Origin of the sequence: Paenibacillus sp. A3M_27_13 (assembly GCF_024213315.1) — a bacterium.
GTDB classification, from domain to species: domain Bacteria; phylum Bacillota; class Bacilli; order Paenibacillales; family Paenibacillaceae; genus Paenibacillus; species Paenibacillus polymyxa_B.
In genome coordinates, this window is record NZ_JANAVE010000001.1 from 894,110 (window position 1) to 908,828 (window position 14,719).

Annotated in this window: 12 protein-coding genes; all 12 read right to left on the reverse strand. The window is 48.8% G+C overall.

Annotated features, from left to right (window positions below):
* Positions 1-97: 97 nt before the first annotated feature.
* Positions 98-1,084: a sigma-E processing peptidase SpoIIGA gene (gene spoIIGA, locus NLX82_RS03960; protein WP_254347499.1), complete on the reverse strand. Its 987-nt coding sequence runs from the start codon at positions 1,082-1,084 to the stop codon at positions 98-100.
* A gap of 188 nt (positions 1,085-1,272) precedes the next feature.
* Complete coding sequence (gene ftsZ, locus NLX82_RS03965) at positions 1,273-2,397, reverse strand: cell division protein FtsZ (protein WP_013311084.1); 1,125 nt, start codon at positions 2,395-2,397, stop codon at positions 1,273-1,275.
* A 67-nt stretch (positions 2,398-2,464) separates the two neighbouring features.
* Positions 2,465-3,736, reverse strand: coding sequence for a cell division protein FtsA (gene ftsA, locus NLX82_RS03970; protein WP_013311085.1), 1,272 nt, complete (start codon positions 3,734-3,736; stop codon positions 2,465-2,467).
* Positions 3,737-3,935: 199 nt separating this feature from the next.
* Entirely contained in the window at positions 3,936-4,700 is a 765-nt protein-coding gene (locus NLX82_RS03975) for a cell division protein FtsQ/DivIB (protein WP_023989444.1), read from the reverse strand.
* A gap of 56 nt (positions 4,701-4,756) precedes the next feature.
* Positions 4,757-6,067 carry a UDP-N-acetylglucosamine 1-carboxyvinyltransferase gene (murA, locus tag NLX82_RS03980; protein ID WP_179085382.1) on the reverse strand — a complete coding sequence of 437 codons (1,311 nt, stop codon included), beginning with the start codon at positions 6,065-6,067 and terminating at the stop codon, positions 4,757-4,759.
* Positions 6,057-6,962, reverse strand: coding sequence for a UDP-N-acetylmuramate dehydrogenase (gene murB, locus NLX82_RS03985; RefSeq protein WP_023989446.1), 906 nt, complete (start codon positions 6,960-6,962; stop codon positions 6,057-6,059). Before murB ends, murA begins: the two co-directional genes overlap by 11 nt.
* A gap of 146 nt (positions 6,963-7,108) precedes the next feature.
* Positions 7,109-8,218: an undecaprenyldiphospho-muramoylpentapeptide beta-N-acetylglucosaminyltransferase gene (gene murG / locus NLX82_RS03990; RefSeq protein WP_069080394.1), complete on the reverse strand. Its 1,110-nt coding sequence runs from the start codon at positions 8,216-8,218 to the stop codon at positions 7,109-7,111.
* A gap of 6 nt (positions 8,219-8,224) precedes the next feature.
* Entirely contained in the window at positions 8,225-9,322 is a 1,098-nt protein-coding gene (gene spoVE, locus NLX82_RS03995; RefSeq protein WP_023989448.1) for a stage V sporulation protein E, read from the reverse strand.
* A gap of 49 nt (positions 9,323-9,371) precedes the next feature.
* Positions 9,372-10,793 (reverse strand): UDP-N-acetylmuramoyl-L-alanine--D-glutamate ligase, encoded by a 1,422-nt coding sequence (gene murD / locus NLX82_RS04000; protein ID WP_254347500.1) that lies wholly within the window; start codon positions 10,791-10,793, stop codon positions 9,372-9,374.
* Between the two features lie 4 nt (positions 10,794-10,797).
* The gene (mraY, locus tag NLX82_RS04005) at positions 10,798-11,766 is read right to left on the reverse strand and encodes a phospho-N-acetylmuramoyl-pentapeptide-transferase (protein WP_013311092.1); all 969 of its coding nucleotides are present in this window, start codon (positions 11,764-11,766) and stop codon (positions 10,798-10,800) included.
* Between the two features lie 22 nt (positions 11,767-11,788).
* Positions 11,789-13,192 carry a UDP-N-acetylmuramoyl-tripeptide--D-alanyl-D-alanine ligase gene (locus NLX82_RS04010; protein WP_071558482.1) on the reverse strand — a complete coding sequence of 468 codons (1,404 nt, stop codon included), beginning with the start codon at positions 13,190-13,192 and terminating at the stop codon, positions 11,789-11,791.
* Entirely contained in the window at positions 13,192-14,679 is a 1,488-nt protein-coding gene (locus NLX82_RS04015) for a UDP-N-acetylmuramoyl-L-alanyl-D-glutamate--2,6-diaminopimelate ligase (RefSeq protein ID WP_028540478.1), read from the reverse strand. The genes NLX82_RS04010 and NLX82_RS04015 overlap by 1 nt, the downstream gene beginning before the upstream one ends.
* Between the last annotated feature and the right edge of the window lie 40 nt (positions 14,680-14,719).

Consider the following 14,719-nt stretch of genomic DNA (forward strand, 5'->3'; position numbering starts at 1 on the left):
CCCCCTTTTGAAAATAGTGCAATTCCAGCTGTGCTCCGCCCATTTCACCATTGGATATTTCTCGTCGCCTTCAAACATCATTTTGTGTTTATGCTCGTCATCCTGATTCCGTAAAATGCTCACTAAAATGTGCATCTCGTTTCTGGTTGGTATCAGCACTCCCCTCTTCTTGTGCCGTCACATCCGGGTGGATGATGGCGCGATACTTACCCTCTGCTGACAATGTTCCCCCATCCAAGCCAATCAACACTCGATGATGTACAAAATGAACCCCATTCATCACCACCTCTACCCGGTCTGGTTTAATGGCCAGCATAAAGGAATGATTGCGGTTAATTCCACGATAAGGGACGAGACGAACACGATCCTGCCAGCTAAACGATTCGTCCCCCAGTTCCATCACCAGTTGGTCAGCATTCCCCTCAGAACATTTTCGGAGCCAGGAGGCGGGCAAATACGATTCCCACAAGGCCGCCTCCATGACCATCACGGGGGTTCGGGTCAAAGGATCATAGAGCTGGTTACCTGTATCCAACAAGCCTGTACACTCAATATGATCCTGCCCAATCCACACCTGCACTTGTCCCAGAAACCCACTCATCCTTTCTGTGCGCTGCTTTGAGGACTGCACAATACGAAAGAAAAGCATCACTCCGCCAAATGCGCATAAAATAAACCAGAATGCGATTTTCAGTTCAAAAGACATTCCTCCCGAAGCGGTGTACCAGATACCATTAAACAATTCCCCCGTATTTTGGAGAAAATAATGCATCCCCAAAATACCACCTGCAGCTACAAAATTGATCATGTAAAAAGCACCCATTGTACGAAGATACTTTTGCATGCTGCCAAATCCAAAAGCCACCAGCAGCATTATGACCGATAATGCCAGTTTGATCAGGAACGTAAATAAAAAGGACAGTTCCGGCACAAACATCATGACCACGTACATTGCGCCGATTCCAGCTGATGCCATCAACCTCCACCACACTGGACGAATTTTTCTCATCCAGGCGGTGACCATCAGCAGCACAGCATCAATGAACAAATTGACCAAAAAAATCAAGTCGATATAAACAACCAAGGCTTCACCCGCCCAGCGTTTGCAGGATAGGCTTAAGTATAGTAGTCATGCTGTTCAAAGTCTGTCTAACGGTGGGGACGGTGACCGACTAATTTTGTCGGAAAGAGGAGAAGCGCCTGAACTGCAGGATGCGGAAAACAGAAAGAAGCCCGCATCTCCAAGGAGAATGCGGGCAGTCTGAATTAAAACTAGTTATCGTTATTATTATTGCGCGAACGGTTACGTAAGAATGTAGGAATGTCTAATTGGTCACTGCTTTGAGTGTTACCAAATGGACGCAAGTTAGGAGAGCCTTTTTCCGCCGATTCGGAAGTAGCCGGGTTGGCTGCCGGTTTACGTCCCGGTGCCGGTTGACTTGGCTTGCCTTCAAAGCCAGTGGCAATGACGGTAACCTTGATCTCTTCTTTCAACTCTTCGTCAATGATAGCACCGAAAATCATGTTTACTTCCGGATCGGAAGCCGATGTTACAATTTCAGCTGCCTCATTAACCTCATACAGAGACAGGTTGTTGCCACCAGTGATGTTCATAATCACACCACGAGCACCTTCAATGGATGTCTCCAACAACGGGCTCATGATAGCCTTGCGTGCTGCTTCAGCCGCACGATTTTCACCAGTTGCTTCACCAATCCCCATCAAAGCGGAGCCACGCTCCGTCATGATCGTCTTAACGTCAGCAAAGTCGAGGTTGATTAGACCCGGTACAGCGATCAAATCTGAAATACCTTGTACCGCCTGACGCAGAACATTGTCTGCTTCACGGAATGCTTCCAACATTGGGGTTTTCTTGTCCACAATTTCAAGCAAACGGTCATTCGGGATTACTATCAAAGTGTCTACTTTTTCTTTTAATCCCTCAATACCAAGTTCAGCTTGATTGGAACGCTTACGCCCTTCAAACGTGAATGGTCGGGTTACCACGCCCACAGTCAGCGCGCCGCATTCCTTGGCAATTTCAGCAATGACAGGAGCCGCTCCGGTTCCAGTACCGCCACCCATTCCCGCCGTTACGAATACCATATCCGCACCTTTGAGCGTATTCATAATGAGCTCACGCGATTCTTCAGCCGCTTTTTTACCCACATCGGGGTTAGCACCGGCACCCAGACCGCGGGTCAGCTTATCCCCAATTTGAAGCTTATGCTCAGACTTCGCTAAATGAAGTGCCTGGGCATCTGTATTGACTGTGATGAACTCCACACCCTGAACACCATTTTCGATCATTCGGTTAACCGCATTGCTGCCGCCGCCTCCGACGCCGATCACTTTAATTTGAGCCAAGCTCTCCATTTCAAAATCAAATTCCAACATACTATTCCATCTCCCCCTCAATGTGCATGGATGGCCCGTCCATGATTGGCATAATTAGCAATGAACGTTATATAAATTCACTGAACATATTTTTTAAGCGTTCAATCAACCCCTGCTTTTGCTCGCCTTCCGCAGCGGGACTACTGCTTTTGGTTCGGTTAGTCGGCTTCTTGGTACTTCCGCCACTGTTGCTAACGCTAGTCGATCTTCCGCGATAGTAACGAATAGCATTATGCAAGATTCCAACTCCGCTCGTGTAACCCGGATCCCTTACACCGATAAAATCAGGTACGGCGATCCTTACGGAAGCGGCCAGTTCGCTTTGTGCCACCTGAAGTACACCAGGCATGGAGACGGTGCCTCCGGTAAGTATATAACCTCCCGGAAGCTCTGTGTAACCCAAGCGCTTAACTTCCGCCTGAATGAGTTGAAAAATTTCCTGCACTCTCGGCTCAATAATAGCAGCCAAATCCTGCTGGTTGAACTCCTTATCCACGTTACTGCCGATACGCGTCACTTTAAAGACGACATCGGCTGCCGCATCATCATACCATGCGCAGCCGTACTTAAGCTTTACTTTTTCGGCTTGATCGGTAAGGGTTCTCAGTCCGTAGGCAATATCATTGGTTACAAATTCTCCACCAATCGGAAGTGTAGATGTGGCAACAATCGTTCCTTCCTGGAAAATAGCAACATTCGTAGAACCTGCACCAATATCCACCAGGACCGAACCCATCACCTTTTCATCCTTCGAAAGAGACAATTGTCCGGCTCCAAGAGGCAGCAAGACCAGATCTTTAATCCTCAAGCCGGCTTTCTCAACGCAGCGCAACAGATTATGTATCGGGGTCTTGCCTCCAGTAACAATCGTAGCCTCTACTTCGAGACGAACTCCAATCATACCGCGAGGGTCCTGAATGCCTTCAAGGCCATCCACGACATACTGCTTGGCTACCACGTCAATAATTTCTCTCTCCGGTGGTACAGCAATAACCTCAGCTGCCTTCAGTACACGCTCAATGTCCTCCTCACCGATTTCACGGTCCTCGTTGGACACGGCTACTACGCCATGACTATTTTGCAGGCCAATATGATTGCCTGAAATCCCCACATACACTTCTGTTATTTGAATACCAACCATGCGTTCTGCGTGATCCACGGCGTTACGGATTGATTGCACGGTTTGATCAATGTCTACAATTGCACCTTTGCGAATCCCTTCCGAGTCGGCAGATCCAACTCCAATAATATTAAAGGTTCCATTATTCATTTCCCCAATAATAGCCCGAACTTTGGATGTACCGATGTCCAAACTAACAATGATGTCATTGTTGCTCAAGTCTGTGGCACCTCCTGACTCCAAAATGAATTTCGTTCTTTAAACACACTCTGTACATATTCAACAAACTCCATGCTTTCCCTCTTTTTTCTACAAATTTTTTAGAAGCCAATTTATGGTTGCAGTCACATAAAAATTTGAAGAAAAAAGAAGGAGGCAAGTCTATTACCCATAAAATCAATTCTAGCATTTTTTCACATCACTGAGTAGTATCTTTTTCTTGGCCCTCTTCACTCGTATCCGGTTTGAACGGAACGTAGGAATCCGCCTCCAACATGGTGATCAAACCTGGATCTTCTGTTTCTAGCACCTGGTTCAAATAGCTGATTTTAGAATTCAGTAGAGAAACGGTTGTAATAACCTCAAACTGGGAACGTGTGTACATTTTGATGCGGTCCGGAAAAGAAGGAATCGGCGCGGGAATAATTTCCGAAATATCGGCTGTCCATTCCCCCGGAATGCGTGATAAAGCATCACACAGCTTCGCTTTGTACGGATCATCAGATTTCCATTTGGTCAAAATAGGCTTTTCAACGGCTATTCCGCTACTCCCCACGCCCACGCTTGTCCCGTTCGCTAGAATAGCACGAAGGCTCCCGTCACTCTGCAACTCGTAAGCGACCGTAGCAAACTCTTTAATGTGAATAGCAATAATCCCCGGAAACTGCTTGTCCACTGTGACTTGCTGTATCGATTGAATTTCCCGCAGTTTCTCAGAGATGTCGGATGAACTGACTCCGAAATACTGATCTCCAACAGCCAGACCGCTTCGATTAAGAAGCTGATCTCGGGTCGAAAATACATTACCATCAAAACGAATTTCAGAAACCCGACTCAACGAAGAACGGAAAAAGAGAACAGCGAGCAGTACGATAAACAACAAAATGAGAAGAATAGCAATCTTCCGGCTTGTACTTTTTTTCGTTCTGTTCTTTTTAAGAACAGGTATTTGAGCATTTGGCATAGCTTCTCTCCACAAAAGCCTTTTGTCCCCCCGTTAACGGAGGGACATTACAGGCATTAATTTACGAAATCCAGCTGCTCCGGCACCGGAGACTGACGGCTCATTCGGGCACCCAGTCCCTGGAAAAGACGTTCGATTCGGTCATACCCTCTGTCAATATGATGAACCTGCTCGACAATGGTACGTCCTTGAGCCGCTAGACCCGCTATGACCAGCGCAGCCCCTGCCCGCAGATCGGTAGCCTCTACCGTAGCCCCGTACAGACGAGAAACTCCTCTTATAAAAGCAGCATTTGCATCAACCGTAATATCAGCACCCATTACATTTAGTTCATCTACATGTTTGAATCGGCTTTCGAAGACGGTCTCTTTCATGACACTGAATCCGTCCGCCAAGGAAAGCAGAACCATGACCTGAGATTGCAAATCCGTCGGAAAAGACGGGTAAGGGGAGGTAACGATCCTCTCCACTGCTTTGGGACGACTCATACAACTTACGGTCATTATATCATTCAAGATGCCGATTTGAACACCAGCCCGCCTGAGGACGTGAATCAGAGCAGACAAATGGGATGGATTGCAGTGGGTCAGCGACACACTTCCTCGTGTAGCTGCAGCTGCAATCATAACCGTTCCAGCTACTATGCGGTCAGGAATGACCTCATACGTACACGGATTGAGGCGACTGACCCCCGTAATTGTAATCGTGTCGGTTCCAGCACCGATAATGTGGGCTCCCATGGCATTCAAGAAGTTTTGTAGATCCTGAATTTCCGGTTCCCTCGCTGCATTGGTGATCGTTGTTCGTCCTTCAGCCAACGCAGCAGCCATCATAATATTTTCCGTTGCACCTACACTCGGGAAATCCATGTGGATGTCCGAGCCGATTAGCTTGTGGGCTCGAAATGTAATTTGCTCGTCTTTTTCCTCTATCTCTGCGCCAAGAGCTTTTAAGCCCTCTAGGTGAAGATCAATTTTGCGCTCGCCTATGGCGCAGCCTCCGGGCTGGTAAATGGAAACTTCTCCATATCTGGCGAGCAGCGGTCCCATCAGAAAGATAGATGAGCGCATTTGCTTCATCAAATCTTCTGGAATTTGGAACGTTCGGACGGACGACGTATCCACGTATACCGTTTCCTCTTCATGTCGGCATGTACAGCCGAGTCTTTCAAGGATGTGCAGCATGACCTTAATGTCTAAAAGATGGGGCACATTCCGAATTTCTACCTTACCTTGTGCTAGTAAGCTCGCTGCAAGAATAGGTAGTGCCGCATTTTTTGCCCCATGGATACGTATGGTGCCTGACAGGGGACGGCCTCCCTCAATCACCAATTTGTCCAATGTATCACCTCCGAGTTTACCGCTCACCCACTACGAAAACCTCCGGAACTAGCTTGATGCCGGTTTGAGATGATATTGTACTTTGAATATGCTTCATTAGGGTAAGCACGTCCTCTGCTGTCGCTTGACCGGTATTTACAATGAAATTGGCATGCTGTACAGATACCTCTGCGCCTCCCGCCTTCAAGCCCTTGAGACCTGCGCTCTCAATAAGACGAGCAGCATAGTCTCCTGGAGGATTACGGAATACGCTTCCTGCACAAGCTAACTGTAACGGCTGGGTCAGCCGGCGGCGGTCTTTAAAAGCCGCAAGTGCTGCTGAAATTTCCTCGCGGTCGCCCCGCTTCATCCGAAACACTGCCTCTGTCACCATTCCGCGTTGCTCATGCAACACGGAGTGACGATAGCTGAAATGCATATTCTCGGCATCGTACACAACCAATTCCCCTGTATCCAGCACAATCTCAGCGGACTGGAATATTTGTGACACATCAGACCCATGGGCACCGGCGTTCATGTAGACAGCCCCACCGACTGATCCTGGGATACCACCAGCAAATTCAAGGCCGGACAGGCCCTGCTTGCTGGCCATAACGCACAGTTTGACCAGTGAAACGCCTCCTCCAGCAACGATCTGTTCATCTTCAAAATGAACATAATCAAATCCTGGCCCCAGCTTGATCACAAGTCCCCGTATCCCTTTGTCAGAGACGAGCATGTTGGAGCCCCGACCCAACTGCATCCAGGGAATTCCGTGCTCGCTAGCCAGCTTCAATACTCTTGCCAGCTGCTCTTTGGTATCCGGGATGACAAGTGCATCCGCAGGGCCTCCAATCCTCCATGTCGTATATTTGGACAGCGGCTCATGCTCCAGCACTTTTCCGATATCATGCTCCGCTAATAATGGCATCCATTGCTGCATTGTACTGAAACCTCCTTGTTGCTTGCCCCGCATGGTTATAAGGCTCTCACCTGACAACCGGCAGCCTGAGTGATGGTCACAATCTATAGGGTATCCTATGTAAATACCATCCGGTGTGTGACAACCGCCCAATTCTGCGCTGCAGACTACCTTTTATGGGCAAGACGTTCCATTTCTTTTACTAAAATATCTGCTGAGTCAGGCTTGCCAAGCGCAGACGCCGACTCTGCCATACGACTCCGCCATGCCTCATCCTTCATAATTCCCGCTATAGATTGAAACAGGGCCGGGCCACTCAGTTCCTTTTCTACAATCATGACGGATGCGCCTGCCTTTTCAAGTGTACGAGCATTAGCCTCCTGATGGTTATTCGTCACATTAGGTGATGGGATCAGAATGGACGGAATGCCCAACGATGTGATCTCTGCCAAGAAGGACGCACCTGCGCGATTAACAATTAATGAGGTACAAGCCAGCACCTCTGGCATATTGTGAATATAGGGAAGCACGTGTAGATGATTGGGCAATGAGCCGATCTGATTCCGTATGCTATCCAGCGTTTGCTCATAATAAGATTCACCGGTTACATATACAAAATGGACGTCTTTCAGTTGCGAAAGTTGCGGAGCCATTGCAATCATGGCGTCATTAATGGCCTTCGCTCCCCTGCTGCCACCGACCACAAGGACGACCGAGCTGTTCATCGGAACCCCAATAGTAGCAAATCCCCGATCCCGGTTAGCCAAACGAACTGTTGTAGCACGCGGGTTCCCGGTGTACAGTACATTTTTAGCTTTGGGGAAAGCTCCTTCTGAGCCTTCAAAACTAACAGCCACTGTATCCACATAGCGACTCAGAAATGTATTAGTCAGCCCTGGAATTGCATTTTGCTCATGAATAATGCTGGGAATTCCCAACTTGGAAGCTGCATAAACGACGGGACCGCATACATATCCCCCCGTGCCAATAACGACATCTGGCTTAAATTTCTTTAATAATGCTTTGGATCTGCGAACCCCTTTGAAAAAGCGCATGATCGTTTTTATATTTTCCACAGACAAGCTGCGACGAAATCCTGTGATATCAATAGCCTCAAATGGAATTTTTTCCTGAGGAACCAACTTGCTTTCGAGTCCTCGTTGACCGCCAATGTATAAAAATTCAGCGTCCGGATCAATCTCTTCGCACTGTCTGGCTACGGCCAGCGCCGGATAAATATGCCCTCCGGTGCCGCCGCCGCTCAACACGACGCGCATAAACGTTCACCTCGCATAACGTGATAAATTTAGTAAAATGCCCAGAGCAGTTAGCATTAAGGTCAGAGAAGAACCTCCATAGCTGATTAAGGGCAGTGTTATTCCTGTCACCGGCATTAAACCGATAACGACACCAATATTAATGACGACCTGTACGGCAACCATTGCGACAATACCCACCGCAAGCAAACTACCATAGGTATCCGGAATGGTTATAGCAACACGCATTCCTCTCCACACGAGAACCAAAAAGAGCCCCAGCACCGCCATTCCACCGATAAAGCCAAGTTCCTCCGCCAAAATAGAAAAAATAAAATCAGTCTGCGGCTCAGGAACGTAGCTATATTTTTGTCGACTCATGCCAAGCCCCAAGCCCGCTAGGCCGCCAGGACCAATCGCATATAGCGATTGAATAATTTGATAACCTGCGCCAAGCGGATCGGACCAAGGGTCCAGAAAAGCGGTGATGCGCTGGAGCCGATAAGGTGCAGCTGCAATCAGTGCAGCAAACCCTGCTGCTCCCGACAAAGCCAGCAGACCGAGATGCTTCATACGCGCGCCTGCCGTAAATACGATGAGCATGGACGCTCCCATCATTACCGTGCCAGTGCCCAAATCGGGCTGGAGCATAATAAGCCCAAAAGCCAGTCCCATGAGTCCAAGCGGGGGCAACAGGCCGCGCGTAAAAGAGCTAATATCATAGTCAGGACGACTGAGCCAACGAGCGAGAAAAAGAATCATACCCAACTTCATAAACTCGGAAGGCTGAATGCCGAAAGAGCTAATACCGAGCCAGCTTCGTGCCCCGCCTCTTACTACACCAATGCCGGGAATTAATACGGCAACCAGCAACGCAAGACAGATCAACAACACAACCTTGGCATATTTCTGCCAGATCCGGTAGTCCGTTCTGGCAGTAAAGTACATCGCTACAAGACCGAGCCCTGCAAATAGCAATTGCCGCTTTACAAAATAGTAGGAGTCCCCGTACTCGTGAAAAGCGAGGACGGCGCCCGCACTGTATACCATAACCATGCCGATGGCTAATAAGCTTACAATACAAACGAAAAGCCATAGATCCGGCGCTGGACGAGATTGCTTCATCAGGAGGCCACCCCTTGCATAAAAGTAGGGGCTTATCCAACCCCCCTACTTACAATTTATGCGCCGCCTCTTTAAAAATACGTCCACGCTCTTCATAGGATCGGAACATATCCCAGCTTGCACAGGCGGGTGAGAGTAATACTACATCTCCCGTCTCAGCAAATTCAGCAGCCTTGTTCACAGCCTCCACGAGCGTAGCGGCGGCATCCTCCCCATTATCGACGACCTTGACATGCTCTATTCCGGCTTGCTGGGCCCGCTCAGCAAGCTTATGTCGTGTCTCACCCAAGAGCACAACGGCTTTCACACCTTCCTGCAAGGAAGGTACGAGCTCTGTATAATCAGAACCGCGATCCAATCCTCCGGCAATGAGTACAATGGGTTGCTTAAAGGAAGATAAGGCCATCATTGTTGCTTTCGAATTGGTTGCTTTGGAATTATTGTAATAAGCTACACCAGCGTGTTCTAAAACATATTCAAGCCGATGTTCGACGCCGCGAAAAGTACTTAATGGTTCCGCCAAATTCGCTGGTTCTGCGCCTGCAGCAATGGCGATTGCGCAAGCAGCAAGAGCATTTTCTACGTTAAAACGACCCGGAAGTCCAATCTCAGCTACGCCTATAATGGGATGCAGCACACCATTTCCATCGCGGTATACGATGCTACGTTCAATATCGTCCGTCACATCCGGTATGTATGGCGGGTCAGCAAACAACCCTTCCTGCAAACGTTCTGTCATAGAGAACGGAAGCAGCTTCGCTTTTATATAGGGTACGAGCTCCCGGCAGACGGGGTCATCCCAGTTCACCACCGCAGTATCCGCCGCCGTTTGATTGGCAAATAGACGCGCCTTGGATGCAACGTAGTCCTCCATGCCTCCGTGGTAGTCCAAATGGGTCTCAGCTACATTGAGCAGGCAGGCCACAGCGGGCTTGAAATCCTTTGTTCCTTTTAACTGAAAGCTGCTCAGCTCCACAACCATCCACTCGTCCGACTTGGCGTCCACAGCCGCCTCACATAAGGGCGTACCGATATTACCAGCCACGATTGGATTCATGCCGGATGCCTCTAACAGCTTGCCTACCCAAGTGGTCGTGGTCGTCTTTCCGTTGGAGCCAGTAATTCCGATGATCGGAGCTTTACATAGATGGTAGGCGACCTCAACCTCGGTCACGACCTCAATGCCGAGCTCGACAGCTTTCTGTACGGGAGGAGCCGTATAAGGAATCCCTGGATTTTTGACAACCAGCTTCACTCCAGGATGAATTAGCCCCTCTGGGTGACCTCCGCATAAAATGGAAATTCCCAAAGCCTCTAATTCAGAAGCTTCGGGACATTGTTCCCTATCTTTTTTATCATTGACTGTCAGCTTGGCTCCGGCCTGGTGCAGCACCTTGGCAACTTGCACGCCGCTTTTGGCCAGCCCGATAATGACGACTTCCTGATCTCTGTATGCGTCTGGATGGTTCATTTGTCTACAACCCCTTGTTGAGATAAAGTCCGAGTCCTGCCAACAACAGTCCTACAGCCCAGAATGTAATAACTACGCGCCATTCGGACCAGCCGGACAGCTCGAAATGATGATGAATCGGGCTCATTTTGAAAATACGCTTGCCACGTGTTTTAAAAGAAGCTACTTGCAAGACCACGGACAGCATTTCAATTACGAATACACCACCGATAATGAGGAACAAAATTTCGCTTTTCGTAACGATGGCAATGGCACCTATGGCGCCGCCGATTCCCAGCGAGCCTGTGTCACCCATAAACACCTTGGCAGGATGAGCATTATACACGAGAAATCCGAGTACAGCGCCAATCATAGCCGCTGAGCATACTGCTGCCGGAAGCGAGGTCGCCTGAATCGCGACAATGGCATAAGCAGCAAAGGCAATGGCACTTGTACCGGACAGCAGCCCGTCCAGCCCATCCGTGAAATTGACAGCATTGCTAATCGCCAGCATCATGATAATGATGAACGGATAATAAAACCAGCCGCCCCAATCAAATGACCATGACGTTCCAGGGATGCCGATCGCAGTACTATGATCATTACTAAGCAGAAGCCAGCACATGATCGCGCCAAACAATAATTGCCCAAACAGCTTTTGACGCGCCGTCAGACCTAACGAGCGTTTGAATACAATCTTGATATAGTCGTCCAAAAAGCCGATCAGCCCAAAACCCAGCGTAGCAACCAGCAGAACGTAAAAGTCCGTATTTTTGATAGCTGAAAACTTAAGAAAGGTCAGCGTAAAAGCCACCAGAATCACGATACCGCCCATTGTAGGCGTACCTATTTTTTTAAGATGGCTTTGTGGCCCGTCATCCCGGACCTGCTGGCCGAATTTCATTCGCCGCAGCAGCGGAATGAGCAGTGGAGCGGCAATGACCGCCAATATAAACGATACGACGATCGTCAGCAGTAATAATTGAATATCCATGGGAGTCTCCCTCTCGTCAACATCAGTTCTGTAGCGGACCGTTTTTCAGCGCATCCACAATTTCTTCTAGTCGCATCCCTCTGGATGCCTTAACCAGCACAATATCATTGGCGTGTAGATGAACCAGCAAATACTGGATCAGCTCTTGCTTATCTGTATAAGCGTGCACGTTAGCAGTTGGCATCAACCCTTGCGCACCCTGCGCAATCGAAGTGCCTAACGCACCGTAGGTAAACAGTACTTCTACGTCATGCTTTGCCGCGAAAATTCCAATTTCCTCATGGAATTGCTTTTCCTCAGGTCCCAGCTCCAGCATGTCACCAAGCACGGCGATTTTACGTCCGTCCGTTTTATACGCAGACAACGTCTGAATTGCAGCCTTCATTGAAGCCGGACTGGCATTATAAGCGTCGTTTAGCACGGTAAGTCCATTAGGACAGTTCACGACCTCAATGCGCATGCCCGTCAGCTTTAAAGACGACAACCCTTTACGTATATGGTCTGCATCGACATTGAAATGACGCGCTACCGCCAGTGCTGCCAAACCATTTACAACATTGTGCTGTCCAAGCAAGGGAAGCCGGAAAGCCTCTTTGCCATATTGGGCTGTTATAAATAAGCTGCCTTCTCCATCGGAAGTGATTTCAGTTGGATAGTCATCGTTACCTGCAACTAGCCCGAACGTAAACAATTTTAAACCTTCAGGCTTGACCGTTTCAGACTCCGCCAACACTTGTGAAAGCAGTGGTTCATCTCCGTTGTAGATCAGCAAACCACCAGCCTTAAGGCCACTTGTGATCTCCAACTTTGCACGAGCGATTTCCGCACGAGAACCAAGCTGCAGCAAGTGCGATTCGCCTATGTTCGTTATGATAGCTACATCTGGTTGGGCAATATTAGCCAGCAGACGAATCTCTCCACGTCCACTCATGCCCATCTCCAGAATGAGAATATCTGTATCCTGCGGCATGGACAGTACCGTTAAAGGCAAACCGATATGATTGTTATAATTCCCTTCGGTTTTGTGTACTTTAAAAGTCGTGCCCAGCAGAGCGTTTACGATGTCTTTCGTTGTCGTCTTGCCGTTGCTTCCCGTGATCCCAACGACAGAAACGCCGGTTTCGCGTAAGTATGCAGCTGCTAGATGCTGAAGGGCTTCTAACGTATCCTCTACCTCAATAGCGTTCTCAGCCGGAGGTGCTCCATGATCCTTTTGCCATAAAAATGCAGCTGCACCTGCCTCGCTTACGATCTGCTGCACATAATTATGCCCATCAAACCGTTCGCCCACGAGTGGAACAAACAACCCTTGGCTCTGCGGCCTGCGAGAATCTGTAAAAACGCCTTCGACCATCTGTTCGGTGTCCGCTTCTCCGTGAAGTATTCCTCCACACATAGATGCAATCTGACCGATTGTTCTTTTCATCACTTGGATAAACCCCTTATCGCTTCTTTGGCTACGATGCGGTCATCGAATTCATGCACCGTTTTTCCGATCAACTGGTAAGTCTCATGACCTTTTCCCGCAATCAATACTACATCGTCAGGGCTTGCCATTTCAACAGCTTTATGAATTGCAGTTCTGCGATCCACGATCAATTCGTATCGTTCTGCGGGTACACCTTCGTCGATCAACCCTTGTTCGATGTCTTTCAAAATCACTTTCGGGTCCTCTGTTCGCGGATTGTCGGAAGTAATAAACGAGTGATCGCTGTAACGCGCAGCAATTTTCCCCATCAATGGGCGTTTCGTACGATCTCGGTCGCCGCCGCATCCAAATACACACCATACTTTACCGACCGCAAATTCCTTTACGGTGCGAAGGACATTTTCCAATCCGTCCGGTGTATGGGCATAATCTACAATAACAGCAAAGGGCTGACCCGCATCTACAGGCTCTACCCGCCCATCTACGCCTGCAATAGACTCTAGACTGCGCTTGATATCCACCAACGAGATTCCTTCCAGCAAAGCAGCGGTAATGGCCGCCAGTGCGTTGTACACATTGAACTTGCCTACCATTCGAAGCTCAATATCGGTATCTCCTTTAAAAGTAGACACATGAAAGGAGGTTCCCTTGGAACCTATAGTGATACGAGATGCCTGCACATCAGACTCCTTTTCCACGCCGTATGTAATCACTTGGGCCGCAGTTTGAGCCTGCAAATAGGAAGAAGCCGGATCGTCTGCATTCAGAACAGCATATTTGCTATCGGATGCATCCCGCGAGAAAGCATTTCCCAACCTAGAGAATAAAAGTCCTTTTGCAGCACGGTACTCCTCCATTGTGTTGTGGTAGTCCAGGTGGTCCTGCGTCAGGTTTGTAAATATAGCGGTGCGAAAATCAGTTCCTTTGACGCGGCCCTGCTCCAACGCATGTGAGGATACTTCCATGACACAGCATTGAACCCCCTGCTCTGCCATATTTCCGAGATAACGTTGCAGTTCCACCGCTTCGGGCGTAGTGCCAGACATTGGGTAAGACTGACCACCGTAACGCATTTGAATCGTACCAATCAGTCCGGTGTTCACCCCCGCATCCTTCATAATCTTTTCAATCAGATAAGTTATCGTTGTTTTACCGTTGGTTCCGGTTATGCCGATCATGCGCATGCGTCGGCTCGGTGAATCAAACATATAATCTGCCAAAACCGCCATGGCATGTCGTGCATCCTTAACTACAAGCTGCGGAACAGGTACATCCAGTTCACGTTCAACGACCAAAGCTGCCGCCCCGGACGCAATTGCCTGCTCAGCATAGTCATGTCCGTCCACTGTAAAACCTGGCAAACACAGAAATAAATCCCCCGGTTGCACTCGACGTGAATCCGCCCCGATTCCTCGGCAATCCACTGTACCGTCACCCACCACACGGGAGACGGCCAGCAGTGAAGCCAATTGTTGAAGCTGCATCTTTCATTCCTCCATTGCTCTCTCGTTATTCATAGTATGG

Coding starts and splice junctions, on each gene's coding strand:
- ftsZ (WP_013311084.1), bottom strand. CDS start 2,397: ATGTTGGAATTTGATTTTGAAATGGAGAGCTTGGCTCAAATTAAAGTG.
- NLX82_RS03975 (WP_023989444.1), bottom strand. CDS start 4,700: ATGCCAAATGCTCAAATACCTGTTCTTAAAAAGAACAGAACGAAAAAA.
- murB (WP_023989446.1), bottom strand. CDS start 6,962: ATGCAGCAATGGATGCCATTATTAGCGGAGCATGATATCGGAAAAGTG.
- murG (WP_069080394.1), bottom strand. CDS start 8,218: ATGCGCGTCGTGTTGAGCGGCGGCGGCACCGGAGGGCATATTTATCCG.
- spoVE (WP_023989448.1), bottom strand. CDS start 9,322: ATGAAGCAATCTCGTCCAGCGCCGGATCTATGGCTTTTCGTTTGTATT.
- murD (WP_254347500.1), bottom strand. CDS start 10,793: ATGAACCATCCAGACGCATACAGAGATCAGGAAGTCGTCATTATCGGG.
- mraY (WP_013311092.1), bottom strand. CDS start 11,766: ATGGATATTCAATTATTACTGCTGACGATCGTCGTATCGTTTATATTG.
- NLX82_RS04010 (WP_071558482.1), bottom strand. CDS start 13,192: ATGAAAAGAACAATCGGTCAGATTGCATCTATGTGTGGAGGAATACTT.
- NLX82_RS04015 (WP_028540478.1), bottom strand. CDS start 14,679: ATGCAGCTTCAACAATTGGCTTCACTGCTGGCCGTCTCCCGTGTGGTG.